The organism is Aeromonas sp. R7-1 (genome assembly GCF_040908115.1).
Classification (GTDB): domain Bacteria; phylum Pseudomonadota; class Gammaproteobacteria; order Enterobacterales; family Aeromonadaceae; genus Aeromonas; species Aeromonas caviae.
Genome location: NZ_JBFODD010000064.1, coordinates 336,595 through 360,519, shown reverse-complemented (window position 1 = coordinate 360,519; position 23,925 = coordinate 336,595). Strand labels below are relative to the sequence as shown.

At 64.5% G+C, this 23,925-nt stretch carries 23 protein-coding genes; 19 read left to right on the top strand and 4 right to left on the bottom strand.

Annotated elements, in window-relative coordinates; translation table 11 throughout:
• Window positions 1-22: 22 nt before the first annotated feature.
• Entirely contained in the window at window positions 23-1,279 is a 1,257-nt protein-coding gene (locus tag AB5Y51_RS20450) for a glutamate-5-semialdehyde dehydrogenase (protein WP_323921375.1), read from the top strand.
• Between the two features lie 156 nt (window positions 1,280-1,435).
• Window positions 1,436-2,071, top strand: coding sequence for a murein L,D-transpeptidase catalytic domain family protein (locus tag AB5Y51_RS20445; RefSeq protein WP_042016892.1), 636 nt, complete (start codon window positions 1,436-1,438; stop codon window positions 2,069-2,071).
• A 92-nt stretch (window positions 2,072-2,163) separates the two neighbouring features.
• Here AB5Y51_RS20445 and AB5Y51_RS20440 read toward each other — a convergent pair whose 3' ends face one another.
• Complete coding sequence (locus AB5Y51_RS20440; RefSeq protein WP_041212463.1) at window positions 2,164-2,595, bottom strand: universal stress protein; 432 nt, start codon at window positions 2,593-2,595, stop codon at window positions 2,164-2,166.
• A gap of 194 nt (window positions 2,596-2,789) precedes the next feature.
• On the opposite strand from AB5Y51_RS20440, the gene AB5Y51_RS20435 reads away from it, so the two are divergent.
• Entirely contained in the window at window positions 2,790-3,533 is a 744-nt protein-coding gene (locus AB5Y51_RS20435; RefSeq protein WP_041212464.1) for a hypothetical protein, read from the top strand.
• A 157-nt stretch (window positions 3,534-3,690) separates the two neighbouring features.
• Here the strand turns inward: AB5Y51_RS20435 and AB5Y51_RS20430 are convergent, their stop codons facing one another.
• Window positions 3,691-4,194 carry an RNA methyltransferase gene (locus tag AB5Y51_RS20430; protein WP_368179096.1) on the bottom strand — a complete coding sequence of 168 codons (504 nt, stop codon included), beginning with the start codon at window positions 4,192-4,194 and terminating at the stop codon, window positions 3,691-3,693.
• A gap of 284 nt (window positions 4,195-4,478) precedes the next feature.
• On the opposite strand from AB5Y51_RS20430, the gene AB5Y51_RS20425 reads away from it, so the two are divergent.
• From AB5Y51_RS20425 to AB5Y51_RS20380, 10 genes are all read left to right on the top strand, one after another.
• Window positions 4,479-7,103, top strand: a complete 2,625-nt coding sequence (locus AB5Y51_RS20425; RefSeq protein ID WP_368179094.1) for a molybdopterin-dependent oxidoreductase — start codon at window positions 4,479-4,481, stop codon at window positions 7,101-7,103.
• A gap of 28 nt (window positions 7,104-7,131) precedes the next feature.
• Window positions 7,132-7,890 carry a uroporphyrinogen-III C-methyltransferase gene (gene cobA / locus AB5Y51_RS20420; RefSeq protein WP_010675453.1) on the top strand — a complete coding sequence of 253 codons (759 nt, stop codon included), beginning with the start codon at window positions 7,132-7,134 and terminating at the stop codon, window positions 7,888-7,890.
• Between the two features lie 125 nt (window positions 7,891-8,015).
• Window positions 8,016-8,600: an ANTAR domain-containing response regulator gene (locus tag AB5Y51_RS20415; RefSeq protein WP_042865056.1), complete on the top strand. Its 585-nt coding sequence runs from the start codon at window positions 8,016-8,018 to the stop codon at window positions 8,598-8,600.
• Between the two features lie 344 nt (window positions 8,601-8,944).
• Complete coding sequence (locus AB5Y51_RS20410; protein WP_182935306.1) at window positions 8,945-10,300, top strand: CmpA/NrtA family ABC transporter substrate-binding protein; 1,356 nt, start codon at window positions 8,945-8,947, stop codon at window positions 10,298-10,300.
• 14 nt (window positions 10,301-10,314) lie between these two features.
• Window positions 10,315-11,274 carry an ABC transporter permease gene (locus AB5Y51_RS20405; protein ID WP_368179092.1) on the top strand — a complete coding sequence of 320 codons (960 nt, stop codon included), beginning with the start codon at window positions 10,315-10,317 and terminating at the stop codon, window positions 11,272-11,274.
• Window positions 11,275-11,305: 31 nt separating this feature from the next.
• The gene (locus tag AB5Y51_RS20400; RefSeq protein WP_010675449.1) at window positions 11,306-12,127 is read left to right on the top strand and encodes an ABC transporter ATP-binding protein; all 822 of its coding nucleotides are present in this window, start codon (window positions 11,306-11,308) and stop codon (window positions 12,125-12,127) included.
• A 26-nt stretch (window positions 12,128-12,153) separates the two neighbouring features.
• Window positions 12,154-14,736: a nitrite reductase large subunit NirB gene (nirB, locus tag AB5Y51_RS20395; protein WP_368179090.1), complete on the top strand. Its 2,583-nt coding sequence runs from the start codon at window positions 12,154-12,156 to the stop codon at window positions 14,734-14,736.
• Window positions 14,737-14,783: 47 nt separating this feature from the next.
• Window positions 14,784-15,137 carry a nitrite reductase small subunit NirD gene (gene nirD / locus AB5Y51_RS20390; protein ID WP_048208634.1) on the top strand — a complete coding sequence of 118 codons (354 nt, stop codon included), beginning with the start codon at window positions 14,784-14,786 and terminating at the stop codon, window positions 15,135-15,137.
• Between the two features lie 144 nt (window positions 15,138-15,281).
• Window positions 15,282-16,373 (top strand): PfkB family carbohydrate kinase, encoded by a 1,092-nt coding sequence (locus AB5Y51_RS20385; protein ID WP_042014421.1) that lies wholly within the window; start codon window positions 15,282-15,284, stop codon window positions 16,371-16,373.
• Window positions 16,367-17,275: a pseudouridine-5'-phosphate glycosidase gene (locus AB5Y51_RS20380; RefSeq protein WP_368179088.1), complete on the top strand. Its 909-nt coding sequence runs from the start codon at window positions 16,367-16,369 to the stop codon at window positions 17,273-17,275. The genes AB5Y51_RS20385 and AB5Y51_RS20380 overlap by 7 nt, the downstream gene beginning before the upstream one ends.
• A gap of 181 nt (window positions 17,276-17,456) precedes the next feature.
• Here AB5Y51_RS20380 and AB5Y51_RS20375 read toward each other — a convergent pair whose 3' ends face one another.
• Window positions 17,457-18,182: a carbonic anhydrase gene (locus AB5Y51_RS20375; RefSeq protein WP_039040335.1), complete on the bottom strand. Its 726-nt coding sequence runs from the start codon at window positions 18,180-18,182 to the stop codon at window positions 17,457-17,459.
• A gap of 643 nt (window positions 18,183-18,825) precedes the next feature.
• Between AB5Y51_RS20375 and AB5Y51_RS20370 the strand changes: the two genes are divergently transcribed.
• Window positions 18,826-19,581 carry a DNA/RNA non-specific endonuclease gene (locus tag AB5Y51_RS20370; protein WP_201894386.1) on the top strand — a complete coding sequence of 252 codons (756 nt, stop codon included), beginning with the start codon at window positions 18,826-18,828 and terminating at the stop codon, window positions 19,579-19,581.
• Between the two features lie 208 nt (window positions 19,582-19,789).
• Window positions 19,790-20,137 (top strand): DUF2541 family protein, encoded by a 348-nt coding sequence (locus AB5Y51_RS20365; protein ID WP_029314779.1) that lies wholly within the window; start codon window positions 19,790-19,792, stop codon window positions 20,135-20,137.
• A gap of 31 nt (window positions 20,138-20,168) precedes the next feature.
• Here AB5Y51_RS20365 and mog read toward each other — a convergent pair whose 3' ends face one another.
• Window positions 20,169-20,699: a molybdopterin adenylyltransferase gene (mog, locus tag AB5Y51_RS20360; RefSeq protein WP_368179086.1), complete on the bottom strand. Its 531-nt coding sequence runs from the start codon at window positions 20,697-20,699 to the stop codon at window positions 20,169-20,171.
• 407 nt (window positions 20,700-21,106) lie between these two features.
• On the opposite strand from mog, the gene AB5Y51_RS20355 reads away from it, so the two are divergent.
• From AB5Y51_RS20355 to folA, 4 genes are all read left to right on the top strand, one after another.
• Entirely contained in the window at window positions 21,107-21,445 is a 339-nt protein-coding gene (locus tag AB5Y51_RS20355) for a DUF3135 domain-containing protein (RefSeq protein ID WP_010675440.1), read from the top strand.
• A gap of 232 nt (window positions 21,446-21,677) precedes the next feature.
• A complete protein-coding gene (locus AB5Y51_RS20350) occupies window positions 21,678-22,475 on the top strand; it encodes a threonine/serine exporter ThrE family protein (RefSeq protein ID WP_113068892.1) in 798 nt (265 codons plus the stop codon).
• 118 nt (window positions 22,476-22,593) lie between these two features.
• Window positions 22,594-23,061, top strand: coding sequence for a threonine/serine exporter family protein (locus AB5Y51_RS20345; protein ID WP_052816098.1), 468 nt, complete (start codon window positions 22,594-22,596; stop codon window positions 23,059-23,061).
• Window positions 23,062-23,084: 23 nt separating this feature from the next.
• Window positions 23,085-23,576 carry a type 3 dihydrofolate reductase gene (gene folA / locus AB5Y51_RS20340; protein ID WP_319892452.1) on the top strand — a complete coding sequence of 164 codons (492 nt, stop codon included), beginning with the start codon at window positions 23,085-23,087 and terminating at the stop codon, window positions 23,574-23,576.
• Window positions 23,577-23,925 lie beyond the last annotated feature (349 nt).

Below are 23,925 nucleotides of genomic sequence, written 5' to 3'. Positions count from 1 at the left end.
ACCGCATGAACAAAAGGGAACTGTGATGAGTCTGGAGAAAATGGGGCAGGCGGCCCGTGAAGCCGCCTATCAACTGGCCACCGTCAGCACGGCACAGAAGAACCGGGCGCTGGCGGCCATCGCCGATGAACTGGAAGCACGCAGTGCCCAGATCCTGGCGGCCAACGAGAAAGACATCGCCGCCGGGCGCGAGGCGGGGCTCACGGAAGCCATGCTGGATCGCCTGCTGCTCAACCCGGCGCGCCTGGCCGGCATAGTGGCGGATGTGCGCAAGGTGATCACCCTGGATGATCCGGTCGGGGCCGAAATCGACAGCCGGGTGCTGGAGAATGGCCTGCGCCTCTCCCGTCGCCGGGTGCCCATCGGTGTCATCGGCGTCATCTACGAGGCGCGCCCCAATGTCACCATCGACATCGCCAGCCTCTGCCTCAAGACCGGCAACGCCAGCATTCTGCGCGGCGGTCGCGAGACCTTCCACTCCAACCTGGAGCTGGTGCGGGTGATCCAGCATGCCCTGGCAGCGTCCGGCCTGCCCGAGGCGGCGGTGCAGTACATCGACAATCCGGACAGGGCGCTGGTGGCCGAGTTGCTGCGCCTCGACCGTTACGTGGACATGATCATCCCCCGCGGCGGCGCGGGTCTTCACAAGATGTGCAAGGAGAACAGCTCCATCCCCGTCATCATCGGCGGGTTCGGTATCAGTCATATCTTCGTGGACGAGAGCGCCGATCTGGCGCGTTCCCTGGCGGTCATCGAGAACGCCAAGGTGCAGCGCCCCTCCGCCTGCAACGCCCTCGATACCCTGCTGGTACACGAGAAGGTGGCGGCCACCTTGCTGCCGCAACTGGTGGCTCTGATGAACGAGCGCAAGGTGACTCTGGTGGGTGCGCCCAATGCCATGGCGCTGCTGGCTGGCAGCGACAACCTGTGCGACGCGGGGCCGGAAGATTTCGACACCGAGTGGCTGGGGCTGACCCTGGGGGTCAAGGTGGTGGCGGACGTCAACGAGGCGCTCACCCATATGCGCGAGCACAACGCCGGCCACTCCGATGCCATCCTGACCAACTCCCTCGCCAATGCCGAGCGTTTCGTCAACGGGGCCGGTTCGGCGGCGGTCTATGTCAACGCCTCCACCCGCTTCACCGACGGCGGCCAGTTTGGCCTCGGGGCCGAGGTGGCGGTCTCGACCCAGATGCTTCACGCCCGTGGCCCCATGGGGCTGACCGAACTCACCAGCTACAAGTGGGTGGGGCAGGCGGATTATCTCAGCCGTGCCTGATCCAGGCACGCTCAGCAAGCAGGACAATGCCGACTCAGGTCGGCATTTTTGTGCTTTTTTATTGCCCGCAATCAATGGCTTGCATATAACTATCCAGCAGGATGCGGTGTCACCCGGGGCATCAGACCAGCGACAGCAAGGGGAGCAACTTCAAGGATGAAGGGACAGGATAGGAGTGCGTGGTGGGGCAGCCTCTGGCTGAGCCTGCCACTGCTGCTGGGGGCGCTCTGTTTCAGCGGCGCCAGCCACGCCAGCTGGGACCAGGATCTCTATCGTCAGCTCGGGCTGGCGGGCAAACTCGACAGCCGCGTGTTTCGCAAGGCCCTGGACGGTTACCAGAGCGTGCGCCACAAGCGAAAACCCATTCTCACCATCATCGACTACAGCAAGCCCTCGACCATGCGCCGGCTGTTCGTCATCGACGTCAAGCGCCACAAGCTGCTCTACCACACCTGGGTCAGCCACGGCCGCAATTCGGGGGAGCTGGCCGCCCGCCAGTTCTCCAATCAGATGAATTCCCGGCAAAGTTCCCTCGGGGTCTACCGCACCGCCGAGACCTATCAGGGCAAGCACGGTTACTCCCTGCGTCTCGACGGCCTCAGTCCCGGCAAGAACAGCAATGCCCGCAAGCGCGCCATCGTGGTGCACGGGGCGGATTATGCCAGCCCCAGGCATCTGCAGAAGTTTGACAAGCTGGGGCGCAGCTGGGGATGCCCGGCCCTGCCAAGGGAGCAGTCCAGGGCGATCATCGACACCATCAAGGGAGGGAGCGTCATCTATGCCCATGGCTGAGAGCCTGCCCGCGAGTGTGCTGCGATGAGCATCTCATGGCAATGAACAGCAAAAAGGCCAGCATATGCTGGCCTTGGCGCATCAGGTGGGGATTATTTGCGGACCACCAGCACAGGGCAGGGAGCGTGGCGCACCACGGATTCCGCCACGCTGCCCACCAACAGGTGGGTGATGCCGGAGCGGCCATGGCTGCCCATGACCACGAGATCCACCTTGTCTTCCTTCGCCTGGAGGACGATTTCATCGGCGGCGCGGCCAAAACGGACCTCGAATTTGGCCGGAATGGGCAGGCAGGCGACCAGTTCCTTGAGCTGGCTCTTGGCCTGGCGTTCCATCTCGTGGGTGATCTCGATGGCCGTCATGTGCAGGATCTTGTAGCTGTCGAAGCCGTGCAGCTGATCCACCACGTGGACCAGTTTGAGCTCGGCCTGGTGGGTGTTGGCCATGAAGACGGCGTAGTCGAGCACCGCTCTGGACATCTCGGAGAAATCGACGGGGCAGAGCAGGGATTTGATGGTTGGCATGAGAATCTCCCCTCAAGTTGGGCTACTAATGAATCTTGTTTGCCATGATACGCTGTGGGGCGACAATAACCCTCGACCCGCTCGCAAAATGGGGAAAATGTCGGCCGGGACTCTGTTTTTCTATGCTATCTGTATGCCTGAACGGGCCGTCCGGCGGTGAGCATCTGCCGAGTGCCATATCACTGAGGATATTCATGGTTCGTCTTTTTCTGTTCTGTTGCCTGCTGATCACCTCGTTCGTGCGGGCAGACACCATACACGTCTATTGCGACGACTGGCCCGGCTTCTGTCATCGGGACGGCAAGGGGGTCTATCTGGATGTGGTTCGAGCCATCTATGAACCCCTGGGGCACGAGGTGAAGCTTCACATGGTGCCTTACAAACGGGCACTGGCGGTGGTGTCGCAAAAGGAGGGGGACATGGCGATGGGGGTCTATCGGGGAGAGGTGCCCGGGGTCCATCAGCCCGACTACCCCGACTCGGCGGACTACGTGAGCGCGGTGATGCAAAAGCGCTGGCTGCCGCACTGGGCAGGGGAGCACAGCCTCAAGGAGCAGGAGGTGCTCTGGCTGAGGGGGTGGGCCTTTGACAAGTTCATTCCGGAGCCGATGCGCTGGTTCGAGATAGACAGCCACGAGATGGCGCTGCAATTGCTGATCAAGGGGCGTTACCGCTACTACCTGACCGACGGCGCCCTCTACCCCGAAGGCTCCCTTCCCCCCGAGCTGGTACAGGTATTCCTGCGCTGGATCCCGACCTACCCCATCTTCGCCGATACCCCGAAGGGCAGGCAGTTGCACGGGCTCTGGGATCCCGGCATGCGCACCCTGATAAGGCAGGGCAAACTGGCGGAGATCTATCGGCAGAACAAGCTCTACGACTACTACCAGGACTTTCTCAGGGAGCAGGTGGTGCGGGCGAACAAGCCACAGCCCTAGCTGTCGGGCCTGATGCCGTCATCGGGCCCCGCTTGTCCTGCCTCAGCCTTTGGCTCTGAGCGTCTTGGCCAACCGGTCATAGAGGATGACGTTGACCGAGGCGGTGAGGTGCATGCAGCCTGTCGGTCTGGCCACATAGATAACGTCTTGTCCTGCCTCAGCCTTTGGCTCTGAGCGTCTTGGCCAACCGGTCATAGAGGATGACGTTGACCGAGGCGGCCAGGTTCATGCAACCCTGAGTCGGCACATAGATGACCTCCTTCACCGCCGCGAAGCGGGCGGGTTCCAGGGTGCCATCCTCCGGGCCGAAGATGTAGAAGGCTCTCTCGGGGTGCACGTAATCCGGCAGGGGCGTGGCCCCCTCGATCAAATCCACCAGCACAGGGGTGCAGCCCTCGGGCACGAAGTCCAGCAGCTCCTCGACCCCGAGCAGGGGGATCTTCTCCACCATCTGCTTGGTGTCGGTGACAAAACGGCGTGCCAGCTCGAAGCGCAGCCCCGTGTAGTAGACCTCGTCCGCCCCGTAGCAGCCGGCGGCCCGCATCACGGCGCCCACGTTCTCCGGGGATTTGGGATTGACCAGTCCGATGGCGCAATAGTCCTCTCCCTCCCGGGCATCTGCCCGGTGCTGCCCGGTGGCGCCTTCATCTGACACTTTCATCTCTCTCTCCTGTGTGGCGGCGCATTATACCCCCGGTGGGCCCCTTGCCCAGCGTGCGGGGCGGATTCCCGCAAGGCGGGCCCAACAAGGGGGCGGCTGCACCGTGGCGGCGCAGCCCGACCCCCTGATGCGCAATGGCGTCGCCCCTTGCATCCTGGCGCGGGGTTTGCAGTCACTTCCCCATACAAGACGATGAGGCATCCGGACAAAGGCGTCCGTCCCCGCAGGGGGGCGGACGCTTTTTTTATGGGCCCCTCGTCAGACACATGACAAGGAGCAAGGGAATGAAGACCACCTGTGCCTATTGCGGAGTGGGGTGCGGCATCCGGCTGAGCCGGGAGGGTGACAACTGGCAGTTGCAGGGGGATGAGCAGCATCCGGCCAACGGCGGCGCCCTGTGCGTCAAGGGGGCCAGCCTGCTGGAGAGCCTGGCCTTTCCCGACCGCCTGCTCTATCCGCGCTGGATGGGGCAGCGCATCGGCTGGGAGGAGGCCCTGGACACCCTGGCGGAGCGTTTTGCCGCCATCCTGGCCGAGTCCGGGCCGGGTGCCATCGGCATCTATCTGTCGGGCCAGCTCACCACCGAGGATTACTACGTCGCCAACAAGCTGATGAAGGGGTATCTGGGCAGTGCCAACGTGGACACCAACTCCCGGCTCTGCATGTCGTCGGCGGTGGTGGCCCACCAGCGCGCCTTCGGGGAGGATCTGGTGCCCGCCTGTTACGAGGATCTCGAGCTCGCCGATCTGGTGGTGCTCACCGGTGCCAACACCGCCTGGACCCATCCCGTGTTGTTTCGCCGCCTGCAGCAGGCCAGGGCGCGGCGCCCCGAGCTCAAGCTGGTGGTGCTGGATCCCCGCCGCACCATGACGGCGGAGCAGGGAGATCTGCATCTCGCCCTCAAACCCGGCAGCGACGTGACGCTCTGGAACGGCCTGTGCCGCTTCCTGCTCGATGTCGATGGCTGGGACAAGGCTTATGTGGCGCAGCACGTGAGCGGCTTCGAGGCGTTGGCGGGGGCGCTGGACGACCCCGCCTGGCAGTTGGACGAGGTGGCCCGCAGCTGCGGCCTCTCCCGCAGCGATCTGCTCGGTTTCTACCAGCTCTTTGCCCGTACCCCCAAGACCGTCACCCTGTTCTGCCAGGGGATCAACCAGTCCAACCAGGGGGTGGACAAGGCCAACGCCATCATCAACGCCCACCTGATGTGCGGTCGCATCGGCAAGCCGGGGGCGGCTCCCTTCTCCATGACGGGGCAACCCAACGCCATGGGAGGGCGCGAGGTGGGAGGGCTCGCGACTCAGCTCGCCGCCCACATGGGCTTTGGCGAGGCCGAGTGCGATCGGGTACAGCGCTTCTGGGGAAGCCCGACCATGGTGCGCGGGCCGGGGCACAAGGCCGTCGAGCTGTTCGAGGCGGTGCACCGGGGGGAGATCCGCGCGCTCTGGGTGCTCGGCACCAACCCGGCGGTCTCCCTGCCGGACGGCAACCGGGTGCGCGAGGCCCTGAGCCGCTGCGAGCTGCTGGTGGTCTCCGAGGTGACGGCCAACACCGACACGGCGCGCCTCGCCCACCTGCTGTTGCCTGCCGCCGCCTGGGGAGAGAAGAGCGGCACCGTCACCAACTCCGAGCGCACCATCAGCCGCCAGCGCGCCTTCCTGCCCCTGCCGGGGGAGGCCAGGCCCGACTGGTGGGCCCTGACCCGGCTCGCCCGTCGGCTCGGCTTTGGCGAGGGGTTCGCCTATGAGCACGAGCACGAGATCTTCTGCGAGCATGCCGCCCTCTCCGGATTTGAGAACGACGGATCCCGCCAGTTCGACATCTCCGGGCTGGCGGGTCTCACCCGTGCCGAATTCGAGGCCCTTTCTCCCCTGCGCTGGCCCGTCAACGCCGACTGGCCCCGTGGGCGGGATCGCCTGTTCGAGGATGGGCGCTTTGCCACCCCGGATGGTCGGGCCCGCCTGCTGCCCCTGGCCCAGCGCTTCCCCGAGCAGCCAGAAACGCCCCCGCTTGCAGGGGCTGTCTCCCTGCTCCTCAACAGTGGCCGCCTGCGGGATCAGTGGCACACCATGACCCGCACCGGCCACGTGCCCCGGTTGCAGGAGGCCGAGCCCTGGCCCAGGGTGCGAATGGGGGCCGCCAGCCTGCTGGCGCTTGGCGTGAAGGAGGGGGATCTGGTGCGCCTTTGCAACGGGCTTGGGGAGGCGCTGCTGCTGGTGGGGCTGGATGAGGGGCTCAGGGAGGGGGAGGCCTTCCTGCCCATGCACTGGACCGACAGCCAGTGCAGCCAGGGGGCGGTCAACCGCCTCATCGCCCCCGTGGTGGATCCCCTTTCCGGCCAGCCGATGTTCAAACAGGGGCGGGTGCAGGCCAGGGCGCAGCTCACCCGCTGGCAAGGGCTCTGGTGTGGCCGTGGTGAGTGGCGCGAGCCGGTGGACTGGTGGGCCAGGCGCCCCCTGCCCGAGGGTAACTGCACCCTGCTGGCCTCCTGGTCAGAGAGCACAGAGAGCCTGTGGCAACGGCTGGGGGCCGAGGGGCACTGGCTCAGGCTGCCCATGAAGGAGGGGTGGCTGGCCGTGGCCCTGGCAGGGGATCGCATCGAGGGCATCTTGCTGGTGGGGGGGCGGCGCCCGGACATCAAGGTCGACCTGCTGGCCAGTCTGCTCGGCACGCCGCTCCAGGCGGGGGCCCTGAGCCAGACCCTGAGCCAGGCCCTGGCCGGGGAGAGCCGGCTGGTCTGCTCCTGCCTGCGGGTCTCGGAGCAGCGCATCGTCGATGCTATCACCCGGCAGGGGGTGAGCGAGCTGGCGGGGCTGCAGGCCCTGCTCGGCTGTGGCAGCAACTGCGGCACCTGTCTGCCCGAAATCGACAAGCTGTTGATCAAACATGTTTTCCTGGCATCCGCTTAGTGCGGTGCCAGGACACAAGGAGCCTGAGATGAGCCAAATCAGTCTGGTGGGAGCGGGCCCCGGGCCCCTCGAATTGTTGACCCTGCGCGCCCTGCACCGTCTGGAGGCGGCAGAGGTCGTGGTCTATGACCGCCTGGTGGGGAGCGAGATCCTGGCCCGCATTCCCCACGGTGCGGCCCGCTTCGACGTGGGCAAGCGCTGCGGTGAGCCGAGCCCGACCCAGGAGGAGATCAACGCCCTGCTGCTGGCCCTGGCCCGCACGGGCAAGCGGGTGGTGCGCCTCAAGGGAGGGGATCCCCTGGTGTTCGGGCGCGGCGGCGAGGAGGCGCTGCACCTGGCCCGGCACGGCATCGAGGCCGAGCTGGTGCCGGGGATCACGGCGGCCCTGGGGTGCGCCGCCAGCAGCTTCATTCCCCTGACCCACAGGGGGCTGGCCCGCTCTCTGACCCTGGTGACGGGGCACCTGATGGACGAGCGCGACTATCAGGGCTGGCAGGGGCTGACCCGGGCGGGCCACACCCTGGTGTTCTACATGGGGCTGGAGCGGGCGGCCCGCATTCGGGAAGGGATGTTGAGGGCGGGGGCCCCGGGCGCGCTGCCGGTGGCCCTGGTGGTGGCTGGCTGCAGCCCCCGCCAGCAGGTGCACGAGGCCACGCTCGATGGCCTGGAGCAGGCCGCCCGTGCCCTGCTGGGCCAGAGCCCGGTGCTGATCATCATGGGGGAGGTGGTGCGGCTGCGCGCCGAGCTGCAGGGGCTGCTGACGGAGGCCCTGGAACGGGTCGCCTGAGGGGCGATTTTCCCTCTACCCCCACTACCTCCTGATAGATAAAAAGGAGGTAGATTCAAAGAGTTGGCCTTCATGTTGCGGTATTTTCGCCAGACAGAACGCGATCGTCGCCGGCAAGGAGCGCCATGACCACTTTTTCCACCCGGGGCCAGGACGGCCCCGCTTCCCGGCTGTTGATCCACGCCGATGACCCGGGCCAGGCGAACCGCCTGGCCCTGCTGGTCAGTCACTACGGCCATCAGCCCGGGATCCTCGATACCCGCCAGTTGCTGACTCCGACGCAGAGGGGGGATGCCCTGCTCGTCAGTTGCCGCCAGTTCAGCGCCGAGGTACGCCTAGGCCTCTCCCTTTGGCCCGGCCTGCCGCGCCTCTTGTTCTGCGAGCGGCTGGGGGGTGATACCCAGCTCGCCCTGTTGCAGCAGGGGGTGTTGCTGGTGCCCCACCCTTGCGGCGAGCGTGAGCCGGTGGAGCAGTGGCTGCGCCTGGCCCGCAGTCAGCTCGCCATGGTGCAGGCCCTGATGCAGACCGAGAGCGAGCTGCGCCAGAAGCTGGAGGATAGGCGGCTCATCGAGCAGGCCAAGGGACGCCTGATGCGCCATCAGGGGCTGGACGAGGACGAGGCCTATCGCCTGATGCGCAGCACCGCCATGAGCCGTCACCTGAGCCTGGGGGAGCTGGCGCGGCAACTGCTGCAGGCTTTGCCCGCCTGAGCGCTCCCGTGGCCAACCGTTTTGGTGCAACTGCGCCTAATTGAGGCAAATTTGAGGGAGGATCAGGGCTCCACAGGCCGCAAAGGGCCGCCTGATGCACCCTGGAGGAGCTGGCACGGAAAGTGAATAACAAAAACACGATAGCAATGAAGTCACGATGCGCAGTGAGGGGCCGGTCAGGTCACTCACCCGCAACAGGGCAAAGAAGCCCCGCCGATCCCGGATCGGCGGGGCTTTTTTTTGGTCGCGACGCACCTTGGGTCGCAGCGCTGCAACGAGGTGGCACTGCGATTCCAGGCAGCCTGGCGCCATGGCCCTGACCCGGAACCGAGGGAGGAGATGCAATGAACGGACGACAAGGATGTGCGGGGCTGCTGCTGGCGGCGCTGTCGCTGCCGGTGCTGGCACTGGGAGCCCCGGAGCAGGAGGAGCTCAGGCTCGGCTTCATCAAGCTGACCGACATGGCGCCGCTGGCGGTGGCCTACGAGCGGGGCTATTTCGAGGATGAGGGACTCTACGTCACCCTCGAAGCCCAGGCGAACTGGAAGATCCTGCTGGATCGGGTGATAGACGGCGAGCTGGACGGTGCCCAGATGCTGGCGGGCCAGCCCCTGGCGGCCCACATCGGCATCGGCACCCAGGCCGAACTGGTGACGGCGTTTGCCATGGATCTCAACGGCAACGCCATCACGGTGGCCAACAGCGTCTGGGCCGCCATGGCGCCCCAGTTGCCCAGGCCGCAGGCGGGCCAGGTGCCGCCCCCGGTGAGCGCCGCCGCCCTCAAGCCCGTGGTGGCGGAGTATCGCCAGGGGGGCAAGCCCTTCAACATGGGGATGGTCTTCCCCGTCTCCCCCCACAACTACGAGCTGAGGTACTGGCTGGCGGCAGGCGGCCTGCACCCCGGTTTCTATGCACCCAAGCTTGGGGACAACTCGGGCCAGCGCCAGGCGGACGTGCTGCTGTCGGTGACGCCGCCCCCCCAGATGCCCGCCACCCTGGAGGCGGGGACCATCGCCGGCTACAGCGTGGGGGAGCCCTGGAACCAGCAGGCGGTCGCCAGGGGCATAGGGGTGCCCGTCATCACGGATAACGAGATCTGGCGCAACAACCCGGAGAAGGTGTTCGGCGTCACCCGGCAGTGGGCCGAACGTCACCCCAACACCCATGTGCGGCTGGTGAAGGCGCTGCTGCGGGCGGCCTGGTGGCTGGATGCAGACGACAACGGCAACCGGCGCGCGGCGGCCAAGCTGCTGGCCAGACCCGAGTACGTGGGGGCGGACGAGCAGGTGATCGCCAGCTCCATGACCGGCACCTTCGAGTACGCCAGGGGGGACAAGCGCCAGGTGCCGGACTTCAACGTCTTCTTCCGCCACCACGCCACCTATCCCTACTACTCCGACGCCATCTGGTATCTGACCCAGATGCGGCGCTGGGGCCAGATCCCCGAGGCCAGGCCGGACGCCTGGTTCGAGCAGGTGGCCAAGGCCGTCTATCAACCGGATGTCTATCGCCAGGCCGCCGAGGCCCTCATCGCCGAGGGCAAGCTCAAGGCCAGTGACTTCCCCGACTTTGCCAGCGAGCAGGGCTATCGCGGCCCCCAGGATGGCTTCATCGACGGCCTCATCTACGACGGCCGCCACCCCAACGCCTACCTGCAACAGTTCGCCATCGGCCTCAAGGGCGATGAGCGGGTGCAATGAGCAAGGAGATCCCGATGAAACGACACACATGGCCCCTCATCCATTTAAAAGCCATCAACTGGAAAATCATGGTGCAGCCCCTGCTCGGCGTGCTGCTCTTCCTCGGCCTCTGGCAGTGGGGGGCGAGCCAGGTGCAGACCAGTCTGGGCACCCTGCCGGGGCCGCTCGCCACCGCCAGCCAGCTCTGGTCCCTCGGGCAGGAGCATCTGCAGGAGCGGGAGAAGGCGGCGGCCTTCCTCGAACGCCAGCAGGTGCGCAATGCGGCAAGGCAGGCGGCGGATCCGGCGGCCGAGGTGAAGCTGCGTCCCTACACAGGACGCCCCACCTTCTTCGATCAGATAGCCACCAGCCTGCTCACCGTGCTGTGCGGCTTCGCGCTGGCGACCCTGATCGCCATTCCGTGCGGGGTGCTGCTCGGCATGAATCAGGGGCTCTATCGCGCCGCCAACCCGGTGATCCAGTTGCTCAAGCCGGTGTCGCCGCTGGCCTGGCTGCCCCTCATCACGCTAGTGGTGAGCGCTCTGTATGCAAACCCCACCCCCTGGCTCGCCAAGTCCTTCCTCACCTCGGCCCTGACGGTGACCCTCTGCTCCCTCTGGCCGACCCTGATCAACACGGCGGTGGGGGTGGCGGGGCTGGATAGCGACCTGCACAACGTCAGCCGGGTGCTGCGCCTCTCCTTTGTGACCCACGTGCGGCGCATCGTGCTGCCCGGGGCCCTGCCCATGATCTTCACCGGGCTGCGGCTCTCCCTGGGGGTGGCCTGGATGGTGCTGATCGCGGCGGAGATGCTGGCCCAGAACCCGGGGCTCGGCAAGTTCGTGTGGGACGAGTTCCAGAGCGGCGGCTCTGCGTCTCTGGCCCGCATCATGGTGGCGGTGATCACCATAGGCCTCATCGGCTGCGCCCTGGACAGGGGCATGCTGGCCCTGCAGCAGTGGTTGTCCTGGGACAAGCGCCAGGTACTGCGTTAATCACATTTCTATTCAGGCAGGAGAAGAGCCAATGAAGAGTTATCTGGAGATAAGCGACGTCGGCATCTCGTTCGAGACGGAGCAGGGCAGCTTCGAGGCCTTGAGCCGGGTCAACCTGCGCATCGAGAAGGGGGAGTTCGTCTCCCTCATCGGTCACTCGGGCTGCGGCAAGAGCACGGTGCTCAACCTGGTGGCCGGGCTGCTGGAGCCGACCCTGGGCGGCATCATTCTCGATGGTCGCGAGGTGGCGGGCCCGGGGCCCGAGCGGGCCATGGTGTTCCAGAACCACGCCCTGCTGCCCTGGCTCAGCGTCCAGCAGAACGTGGCGCTGGCGGTGGCCCAGGTGGAGTCTGACAAGCGGGCGGTGGCGGAGCGGGTGGACTACTACCTCTCCCTGGTGCAGATGGATCACGCCAGCCAGAAGATGCCCCACGAGCTGTCGGGGGGGATGAAGCAGCGGGTCGGCATCGCCCGCGCCCTCTCGCTCTCCCCCAAGGTGCTGCTGATGGACGAGCCGTTCGGCGCCCTCGATGCCCTGACCCGGGCCCATCTGCAGGACGCGCTGATGGCGATCCAGGCGGAGCTTGGCAACACCGTCATCATGATCACCCACGACGTGGACGAGGCGGTGCTGCTCTCCGATCGCATCGTCATGATGACCAATGGCCCCAGCGCCACGGTCGGGGAGATCCTGACCGTCGACCTGCCAAGGCCCAGAGACAGGGTCGCCCTGGCGGACGATCCCCACTACCACAAGCTGCGCCAGCAGGTGCTGCGCTTCCTCTACGAGAAGCAACGCAAGGTGACCCCCCTCAAGGCAGCCGGGCAGGTGCGCAGCAAGCTGCGCGCCTGAGCCCGCCGGATTCAAGGAAGAGAGACATGACTGACAAAGAGCAACAGTGGGTGACAGAGGACGGCATGGGCCTGCTCGGTTGCCAGAACAGTGGTTCCGCCGAACAGACCGCAAAGCAACGGCTGCTGGTGGTGGGCAACGGCATGGTGGGTCACCACTTCGTCGAACAGCTGGTGGCGGCGGGCGGCCTCGAGCGGTTCGACGTGACGGTGTTTGGCGCCGAGCCTGACGCCGCCTACGACAGGGTGCACCTCTCCGAGGTATTCGGCGGCAAGGCGCCCCAGGCCCTGCGCATGGCCGACCCCGCCTGGTATGAAGAGAGCGGCATTGCGCTGCGGCTGGGGGCCGAGGTGGAGGTGCTCGACCGGGCGGCCCGCACCCTGACGCTGGCCAACGGCGAGCAGTTCCCTTACGACCGTCTGGTGCTGGCGACCGGCTCTGTCCCCTTCGTGCCCCCCATCCCCGGTCATCAGCGGGAGGGCTGCTTCGTCTATCGCACCCTGGGAGATCTCGCTGCCATCCGCGATGCCTGCGCCCAGGCCCGCAGCGGCGTGGTCATCGGTGGCGGCCTGCTGGGGCTGGAGGCGGCCAACGCCCTGCGCCTGCTCGGCCTCAAGACCCAGGTGGTGGAGTTCGCCCCCAGGCTGATGCCAGTGCAGCTCGACGAGAGCGGCGGCGCCGTGCTGCGGGACAAGATCCAGGCCCTCGGGGTCGAGGTGCTGGTGGAGAAAGCCACCGAGTGCATCGAGCAGGGGGAGCAGGCCCGTCATCGCCTGCGCTTCAAGGACGGCACTCACATTGAGACCGACGTGCTGCTGTTCTCCGCCGGTATTCGACCCGCCGACACCCTGGCCCGGCAATCCGGGCTGGAGGTCGGGGAGCGCGGCGGCATCTGCATCGACGACGGCTGCCACAGTTCGGATCCCGCCATCCTCGCCATCGGCGAGTGCGCGCTCTGGCAGGGGCGCATCTTCGGCCTGGTGGCTCCCGGCTACCAGATGGCCCGGGCCGCAGTGGCCAGTCTGTGCGGCGGCGAGACCCGCTTTATCGGGGCCGACATGTCCACCAAGCTCAAGCTGATGGGGGTGGACGTGGGCTCCATCGGCGATGCCCACGCCAACACCGCCGGCGCCCAGGAGTTGCTGCTGCTGGACAGGGTCAAGGGCATCTACAAGAAGCTGGTGACCGACGGCGAGGGCAACCGCCTGCTCGGCGCCATCCTGGTGGGGGACGGGGCCGATTATGAGCGGCTGCTGCAGTACTACCAGAACGGGGTGGCGCTGCCCCAGCCGCCGCTCTCCCTGCTGGTGGGGGAGGCAGGGGCCGCCCCCGCGCCCCTGGTGCTGCCGGACAGCGCCATCCTCTGCTCCTGCCACAACGTCAGCAAGGGGGACGTGGTGGCCGCCGTTCGGGCGGGCAATCACGAGCTGTCGGCGGTGAAGAGCTGCACCAAGGCCGGCACCGGCTGCGGCGGTTGCAGCAACCTGCTCAAGCAGGTGGTGGATCAGACCCTGGCGGACCTTGGCGTCGAGGCGGACAAGGGGTTGTGCGAGCACTTCGCCTACGGCCGTCAGGAGCTCTATCACCTGGCCCGGGTGGGCGAGCTGAAGAGCTTCGAGGCGCTGCGGGACAAGCATGGCCAGGGGCTGGGGTGCGACATCTGCAAGCCAACGGTGGCCTCCATCCTGGCGTCCCTCTGGAACGAGCACGTGCTGGAGAAACCCCACCGCGCGTTGCAGGATACCAACGACGCCTTCCTTGCGAACCTGCAAAAGGACGGCACCTATTCGGTGGTGCCGCGCATCCCGGGGGGAGAGATCACCCCGGAGGGGCTCATCACCATTGGCGAGGTGGCGCGCAAGTACGGCCTCTACACCAAGATCACCGGCGGTCAGCGTATCGACTTGTTCGGCGCCCGGATCGACCAGCTGCCTGCCATCTGGGGCGAGCTGGTGGCGGCGGGCTTCGAGACCGGTCAGGCCTACGGCAAGTCGGTGCGCACCGTGAAGTCCTGCGTGGGTTCCACCTGGTGTCGTTACGGGGTGCAGGACTCCATGACCCTGACCCAGACCCTGGAGCACCGCTACAAGGGGCTGCGGGCACCACACAAGCTGAAGTTTGCGGTCTCCGGCTGCACCCGGGAGTGCGCCGAGGCCCAGAGCAAGGACATCGGCGTCATCGCCACCGAGCGGGGCTGGAACCTCTATGTGTGTGGCAACGGCGGCATGCGGCCGCGCCACGCCGACCTGTTCGCCACGGATCTCGACGAGCAGACCCTGATCCGTTACATCGACCGGCTGCTGATGTTCTATGTGCGCACCGGGGACAGGCTGCAACGCACCTCGGTCTGGATGGAGAACATGGAAGGGGGGCTCGACTATCTCAGGTCGGTGATCATCGAGGACAGGCTCGGCATCGGTGCCGAGCTGGAGGCCATGATGGAGGGGATAGTCGGCACCTGGCAGTGCGAGTGGAAGAGCACATTGGCGGATCCGGACAAGCTCAAGCTGTTCGAGGCCTTCGTCAACCGGCCCGAGGACGAGACGCCGCCGCGCCGTGAGGAGCGGGGGCAATGGGTGCCGGATATCGCTGTCAAGGAGGTGGTATGAGCGGGGGCAACGGGTTGCACGCCCGCCATCAGTATCAAGGAGGTGGTATGAAGGATGACAAGGACGATGCACAGCTCTGCGGGCAGTGGCACCGGGTATGCGAGCTGGCGGCGCTGCCGGAGCAGGCCGGGCGCAGCGCCTGGCTGGAGGGGCGGGTACTGGCGCTGTTTCGCCTCGGGGAGCATGTCTATGCCCTGGACGGGGTGGATCCCCTGGCCGGCGTCGCGGTGCTGGGGCGTGGCCTGGTGGGGGATGCGGGGGGCGAACCCGTGGTGGCCTCGCCGCTGTACAAGCAGCGCTACGCCCTGATGGACGGTCGCTGTCTGGACGATCCTGCCCTGAGCGTTGCCTGCTGGCCGGTGCGGCTGGAGGGGAGCGAGGTCTGGGTACAGCTGGGGTGAGTGGCCCATCTGAAAACCATGTTGTGATCGCCGGGCACTGCCCGGTGATTTTTTGTGCGCGACCCGACATTTCTTGTACAAGAGGATGGCGGGAAAACGTTTTTCGGAAATAATGGACAAACGTTTGCAACTGGATGTTTGTCTATGACGGAACGTGAGCAAGAGATCCTCGCCCTGCTGCGCCAGGATCCCATGATTGCCCAGCAGGAGCTGGCGGACAGGCTCGGCATCAGCCGCTCCGCGCTGGCGAGCCACATCTCCAGCCTGATGCGCCAGGGCTATGTGCAGGGGCGCGGCTATGTGCTGCGCGAAGGCCCCTACGCCGTGGTGATAGGCGGCGCCAACATGGATATCTGTGGCTGCAGCCACGACAACCTGCGCATCGGGGATTCCAACCCGGGCCGGGTACGCACCTCCGCCGGCGGGGTGGGGCGCAACATCGCCGAGAACCTGGCGCGCCTTGGCACCGACACTCGCCTGCTGACTGCGGTGGGCAACGATCAATACGGCCACCACCTGCTGGAGGTGAGCCAGCGCGCCGGGGTCGATGTGCGCCAGGTGCTGGTACTGGAGGGTCAATCGACCTCCTGCTATCTCAGCCTGCACGATGGCAGCGGCGAGATGAGCTGCGCCGTCAACGACATGGGGATCATCGAGCAGCTCACCCCGGCCCGGCTCACCCCCCTGAGCGGTTTTCTTGGCGCGGCCCGGCTCTGGGTGCTCGACACCAACCTCGCCACCCACACCCTGGACTGGCTGTTCGAGCGCCAGGGGGAGCACATCATCTTCGTGGACACAGTGTCGGTGGCCAAGGTGGAGAAGATCCGCCCCTGGCTGCACCGCATCCACACCCTCAAACCCAATCGCACCGAGGCGGAGCAGCTGTGCGGCTTCACCATCGGGGGGCCCGACACCTGGCCCATGGCGGCGGCCTGGTTCCACCGCGCCGGGGTGCAGCGGCTCTTCCTGAGCCTGGGGGATCAGGGGATCTTCTATAGCGACGGGGCCTGCCAGGGCCATCTGCCCGTGCTCGGCAGCCCGGTCGTCAACGTGACCGGCGGCGGCGATGCCTTCATGGCAGGGCTGGCCCACGCCTGGTTGCAGGAGCAGGGCATCATGGAGACAACCCGGTTCGCCCTCGGTTGCGCCGCCCTCACCGTCAATTGTTCCGATACCGTCTTTTCCGGCCTATCCAAGGCCGCCGTTGAACGCATGCTGGAGGAGTACCCATGTTGAACGCTTACCTCGATATCCAACCTGAAGTTGCCGCCGCGCTGGCCGCCGGCAAGCCGGTGGTGGCCCTGGAGTCCACCATCATCTCCCACGGCATGCCCTATCCGCAGAATGTGGAGACGGCGCGCCAGGTGGAGCAGGTGGTGCGGGACAACGGCGCCGTGCCGGCCACCATCGCCATCATCGATGGCCGCCTCAAGGTGGGTCTGGATGCGGGGGCCCTGGAGGCGTTGGGCCGTGCCGGGCACGCCGCCACCAAGTGCAGCCGTCGCGACATCCCCTTCGTGCTGGCCAACAAGGGGCTGGGGGCGACCACGGTGGCCTCCACCATGATCATTGCCGCCATGGCCGGGATCCGGGTGTTCGCCACCGGTGGCATCGGCGGCGTGCATCGCGGCGCCCAGGAGACCTTCGACATCTCGGCTGACCTGCAGGAATTTGCCCAGACCCCGGTGGCCGTGGTCTGCGCCGGTGCCAAGTCGATCCTCGACATCGGTCTGACCCTGGAGTACCTGGAGACCCAAGGGGTGCCGGTGATCGGCTACCAGACCGAGGAGCTGCCCGCCTTCTACACCCGCGAGAGCGGCTTCAAGGTGGATTACCGCCTGGAGAGCCCGGCGGCGATCGCCGAGGCACTGCGTCTGAAGTGGGAGCTGGGGCTGGCGGGGGGCGCCGTGGTGGCCAACCCGATCCCGACCCAGTTTGCCATGCCCAAGGCCGACATCGACGTCGCCATTGCCCAGGCACTGCGAGAGGCGGACGAGCAGGGGGTGAAGGGCAAGGCGTCCACCCCCTTCCTGCTGGCCCGGGTGTGCGAGCTGACCGGTGGCAACTCCCTGGCGGCCAATATCCAGTTGGTGCTGAACAACGCCGCGCTGGGGGCGCGCATCGCTGCCAGCCTGTGATCGGTCGTCCGAGTGTGCGAGCTGACCGGTGGCAACTCCCTGGCAGTTAATGTCCAGCGGGTGCTGAACAACGCCGCGCTGGGGGCGCGCATCGCTGCCAGTCTGTAAACACCTTTGCGAAAGATGCAAAAGAGGGCCGGCAGGCCCTCTTTTTATTGCGTTAATCGGTGAAGTGACCCCCTTATTCCAGCACCAGTCGCCCGTTGAGAGGCTGGACGGGGCGGTTGTTGGGGTGGTGCATCACCGCCTTGAAGGCATCGATCTGGGCCTGGCTGGCCTGTACCGGCTCCTTCATCACCAGCCAGCGCACTCCTTCCGAGCAGGGTGGGGTGGTCAGGGACCCGCTGAAGCGGTAGTAGTCGTGCTGGGCGGGCAGCAGTTGCTCTGCCGAGATGGGTTCCTTGAAGGCATGGATCTCCCCCGCCTTGGCTGGCAGCACCTGCCAGGCCTGGCTCAGGGCCCCATTGGCCTGGCCCGGCTCGAACATCACGGCGACCACCGCCAGCTCCCCCTTGTCATTGGCATGGACCAGGTGACCCTCCAGGGGGTAGGACCTGCCTTCGATGAGGTTTTCGCTGGGGGCGTGGAAGTGGAACTGCTTGAGCTCGAAGTGCATGCCGTCGAGCTCAAGGGTGCTGCCGGGGGCATAGTTGACCTGCACCGTGTGGCCGTTGTTGACCAGCGTCTTGCCACCCGCCTGATAGTGGAACTGCAGGGGGGCCAGATCGGCCTTCACCAGACCCGAGAGGTTGACCGGCGACTGGTTGCTGCCGGCACACTGGCCATATTCCGGGGTCAGGCTGGCCCATTTCGCCGGGCCGGCCTCGCCGCTGTATTCCCAGTGTGTGGTGGCGGCAAAGGCGGCAGGGCAGAGCAGCAGGGCGCCAGCCAGCAGGGACTTTTTCATCATGCATCCTTATCCTGATTGAAAAGCACGGCCATTCCTGGCCTTCCGGCAGGAAGGCCAGGAATGGCATCGTTGGAAACGCAGGGTACGCGGTGCCAGACCGGATTAATTGTTATGAAAGGTCTGTCGTCATCGTTATTTGAAGCGTGGCATGAGGCTGCGTCATGATGTATTCCGGCAACGGGGCACGCTTATTCATGAAGGAGAAATCCTGCGGGCATTTTCGCCATGAACGGCCCCCTTTCATGGCGCCCCAAATAGATGACGGGCTGATTCTAGAGGGCTTTTCATGGCTTCGTTTGATCTCGAGCAAACAAGCGCGGACTAATTATCGGGCTTGAGGATCCCTTATTTCGCTGGGATTTGTTCGATATTCCCTGACCCGGCCAGGGGAGTGCGTGGCGGGAGCCGGGCGCTGCGCTGACAGAGTGCCTCGGTGTTGACCCCTTATCTCTCTGATTGTGCTGGAGAAATTCCTCCCTCAGCACAGTGACGGCGGGATGACAATCCCCCGGTTGGCGGCGCCTTGTTTGCGGTTTTGCCGTCCTCTTCACATTTCCGGATTGCTCGCTATTTGTGCGATTGCCTTACTCATCCGACCTGGTGTCAAATCACTCCGCCTAACACAAGGAGTGGCATAATAATGAATAATATCAATAAATTAGTTCTGGCTATCGGATTCACTCTCACCACCTTCCCGAGCCTGGCGGCGGGATTCCAGTGCGGGGAGCACGTCACCCTGGGGGTACCCGGTCAATCCAGTCAGCTGTTGTGCCGGGAGGGCTATGCCGCCGGGTACAACTACGACACCAAGGTCTCTGACTGGGTCTCTTACCGGATGACGGCCGCCAGCGCCCAGGGTCAGGTGCCGCGCAAGGATGCCTTCGCCGAGGACAAGGAGGTGCCGGTGCAGTTTCGCGCCACCCTGTCGGACTACAAGGGCTCGGGCTATGACCGCGGCCACCAGGCACCGGCGGCGGACATGCGCTCCACCGCCAACACCATGAAGCAGAGCTTCCTGCTCACCAACATGACCCCGCAACTGCCGGCGCTCAACCAGGGGGCATGGCGCATCCTGGAGGAGAAGACCCGGCAGTGGGCCATCACCTACAAGAGCGTGCAGGTGATCACCGGCCCCATCTTCACCCACTCCGATGGCGCCATCGGCAACGGCGTGACCGTGCCCCACGCCTACTACCGGGTGGTGATGGATCTGGCGGGCAAGCGGGCCATCGCTTTCATCCTGCCGCAAGAGAACGTCTCGGCCAGTCGGCTGGCGGACTATGTGGTGACGGTGGATGAGGTGGAGGAGCAGACCGGGCTCGACTTCTTTACCGAGCTGCCTGACGAGGAGGAAGAGGCCATGGAGTCGCGGCTGTCGGCCATGTGGGGCGGTTAGCGCGTCCGGCAGGGGTAACAGGGGCCCAGGCCCCCGTTACCCACACGGGCCTCCGGCCATTGTCATGGCCCCTGGTACAGGGCCAGTACAGCTTGGGTCTGGCATCGGGCCCTTATCATGACTCCTTTTTTCAGGAGGCATCATGTCAGCGCTGTTTTCCCTTCACTCCTCGTCCACTCTTGCCCGCGCGTTGCGCATCTGCGTACCCATGGCGCTGCTGGGGGCTGCTGTTCCCCCGGCCATGGCCGACGAGGATATCCGCTTGGGGCAGACCATTCTGCTCGGGGTCGGCGATCATCCCGCCATCATTCCCATGCTCGCCTGCCGGCCGACCAAATCCATCATGGTCAAGGCAGGGCGGGAGTTGACCCTGGAGCGGGTCAAGGTGTTCTACGGCAACGATCGCAGCAAGACCCTCTATTTCGACAAAGTGTTGAGAGAGGATCAGGAGTCGGGGTGGCAATCCCTCGGCAGCCGACTCTGCATCAAGCGCATCGAGGTGTACGGCAATTCGGAAGGGAGCAGGGCGGGGGTCAAGGTGTACGGGCGCAAATGAGCAAAGGGCGGGGGAAATCCCCGCCCAGTGCTTATTTCTTCGGGCGGAACGGTTTGATGATGGCCTCGTCGCACTCGAGATAGGGCCCTTCCATCAGGTCGATGCAGTAGGGGATGGCGGGGAAGACCGCATCCAGGCACTCGCGGATCGATTTGGGCTTGCCCGGCAGGTTGACGATGAGCGAGCTGCCGCGCAGGCCGGCGGTCTGGCGCGACAGGATGGCGGTCGGCACGAACTTGAGGGACTCGGCCCGCATCAGCTCGCCAAAGCCCGGCATCATGCGATCGCACACCGCCTCGGTGGCCTCCGGGGTCACATCCCGCCTGGCCGGCCCTGTGCCCCCCGTGGTAACGACAAGGCAGCACTGCTCATCGTCCACCAGCCGAACCAGGGTCGCCTCAATCTGATCCTGCTCGTCGGGGATCACCTGATAGACGGACTCCCATTCCGAGGTCAGGTAGGCGTTCAGGGTGTCGATGATGGCCTTGCCGGAGAGATCTTCGTAGATGCCTGCACTGGCGCGATCGCTGACGGTGACGATACCGATTCTTGCCTTGCTCATGGTCTGCCCTTGGTTGCCGCAATAAAGTGGTAAATAAAATAACATAATCAGTGAGATATGTTAAACCGCCGGATGGTACAAGGGGAGGGCATCGAGCCTGGGAGAGAGTCGAATGAAAAACAATTTTGAGAAAAGTCCGTTAATAAGGAATAAGGCCGAGAAAAATGACGCTGAAATTTTATAAAAAAACTGACGCAGGCCGGATTCGGTTAATTTCATGAATCATAAGGAATAAATAATTTTTTCCGCCAACGATGCGCAATTCGTGCCAAAAACCGGACTCCTGTGGCTCGGCGGTGAATGACCCAAAATCGCCACCATCCTATATAACCTTCCCTAGGGACAGTGAAATAGTGATGTGCCCGGCGTCGTTCCATTCCATGGGCGAGGTCCGGCCAGGAGGGTATATGGAGCTGCCTGATTTCGATACCCTGAAGTACTGGGCGCTGGCCGAGCCGGAACGACTCGACGCGCTGCTGCACCAGCAGATAGAGACCCTGATCGCCCAGGTGGGGCCAGAGCGGCAACGTCGGCTGCGAGGTCTGCAATTTCGCATCGACTGCCAGCGCCGCCTGGCCAGAAACAACCTCGACAGCTGCATCCGGATAGCCAACATGATGCATGACTCCGTCTACGCCATGCGCCAGCACATTCTGGATCTGCAGAACGAATCTTGTCAGGAAATGGCAGAGCCCCCGCTGCCGGATAATGTGATAGCGTTTTCCAGTTATCTGAAACGGAAATAATTAAAGGCCCTGTTCAAGATATAAAAAAACAGGGTGTTTATTAATTTGTCTCACCCCTTCTCAAACAAGTTGTTAAGCAAGTTGGGTGAATTGTTTTTTATTTGCTGCAAATATTCCCCTGGCGGCTGAATAATAGTGACCAGTGCCCGCAGTCCGATAGAGATGGATGAAGGTGTATTTATTTTGGGGTAATATCCAGACACATTTCATCTTGCTATGACTCAAAGGGATCATGAGAAGCATCACACCAGGAAGGGTGCTGTCGCGAGAGCAGCAGACGGAGATCACCCGGATCATCGTCAAGGCGGGCCAGATGCTGGCCCAGTTTGGGGCGGAGAGCCGCATCATCGAGCAGACCACGGTCCGCCTGGGCATGGCGCTCGGGCTGGAGAGCGTCGAGATGGCCATCTCTTCCAGCGCCATCGTCCTCACCAGTCTCTACCAGGGCAGTTGCGTCACCACCACCCGCCGGGTGCGGGAGCACGGCATCAACATGCAGGTGGTGTGCGAGATCCAGCGCATCTGCATCATGACGGAAAAGTCGCTTATCGGCGCGCGCGAGGTACGTCAGCGCCTCGAGGCCATCACGCCGTTCCACTATCACCCCTGGCTGGTGGTGCCCATGGTGGGGCTCTCCTGCGGAGCCTTCAGCCTGCTGTTTGGCGGTGACTGGCCCATCTTCCTGGTGACCTGCTGCTCGGCCTCGGTCGCCATGCGGGTGCGCCAGCTCATTGCCCGCCATCACCACAGCCCCCTCATCAACTTTGCCGCCACCGGGTTTATCGCCACCCTGCTCGCCTCCAGCGCCACCTTCTTCGGCTTGGGCGAACAACCCTATCTCGCCATGGCCGCCAGCGTGTTGCTGCTGGTGCCGGGGTTCCCGCTCATCAATGCGGTCTCCGACATGGTGAAGGGTTACTTCAACATGGGGCTGGCCCGCTGGGGCACGGCGACACTGCTGACCATCAGCGCGGCCATAGGGATCATCCTCGCCATGTCGGTGACGGGTATCTGGGGGTGGAAAGTATGAAGATCTTTGACGTTGTATCGACCCTGTTGATCGGGGCAAACCGGCTATCCATCAGCGCGCGGAACCATATCGGGATCATGCTCGCCATGTCGGTGACCGGTATCTGGGGGTGGAAGGTATGATGGAACTGCTCTGGCTGCTGGGCAAGGATGCCTTCTGGTCGGCCATTCCGGCGGTGGGCTTTGCCATGCTGTTCAACGTGCCGCCACGGATGCTCAAATATTGCGCCATGGGGGGCGCGTTGGCCCACAGCCTGCGTACCCTGCTCATCCACTACGGCATGCCCATCGAGTGGGCCACCCTGGCAGCGGCGACCACGGTCGGCTTTGTCTGTGTCTACTGGTCGCGCCGCCTGCTGGCACCACGCCCGGTGTTCAGCGTCGCCTCCATCATCCCCATGATCCCGGGCAGCTATGCGTTCAAGACCATGATCGCCATCGTGGAGCTCAATATCTCCGGGGTGACCATGGAGCTGCTTCAGAGCGCGGTGGAGAACGGCCTCAAGGCGCTCTTTATCGTGGGGGCACTGAGTTTCGGTTTGGCGATCCCCTCTCTGGTCGTGTACCGTAACCGCCCCATTATCTGACGACGGTGCGAGAGGTTGACCCCATGATGATTTCCATGATTGCCGCCATGGCCCAGGACAGGGTGATCGGCCTGGACAACCAGATGCCCTGGCACCTGCCGGCGGATCTGGCCCACTTCAAGCGGGTCACCCTGGGCAAGCCGGTGCTGATGGGGCGCAAGACCTTTGAATCCATCGGACGGCCGCTGCCCGGGCGCCGCAACCTGGTGATCAGCCGCAATCCCGACTACCGGGCCGACGGCGTGGAGGTCATCGACTCGGTGGAAGCGGCGCTGGCGCTGCTGGCGGGCAGCGACGTGGCCGAGCTGATGGTGATCGGGGGGGGACATCTCTACGGCCAGCTGCTGCCACGGGCCGACAGGCTCTATCTGACCCGCATCGATCTGGCGGTGGAAGGGGACACCCGCTTCCCGGCCTTTGACGAGGACGACTGGTCCTGCATCGAGCGCGAGTCCCATCAGCCTGATGAGAAGAACCCCCATCCCTACTGTTTCGAGACCTGGCAGCGGCGCTGAGCCTTCTGATGCCATGAAGAGCCCCTTGCGACAGCCGGGGGCTTTTTTGTGCCCTGTTACTGCAAAGAGAAGGGGGCTGAACCGGCATGGCTGAAGGTGCCTGAAGCAATATCCGGAATGCGTGACATTAAAATGATTAGAAATGTAATTAAATAACCATTTGTCGCTCCGATGGGGGCCGTCCTCCCCACCCTCTCTTTTCGCCTGCTACTAACGCCTTTTAATCATTAATGAAATGTGCTGCAAGTGCATCGCTGCTGTAGCGGTTCTGTCTGTTATAGGCGTTTCTATCGTGATTTAATGGATTTTTATGAATAAAAATAACCAATAAAAATCAATGGCTTAAATT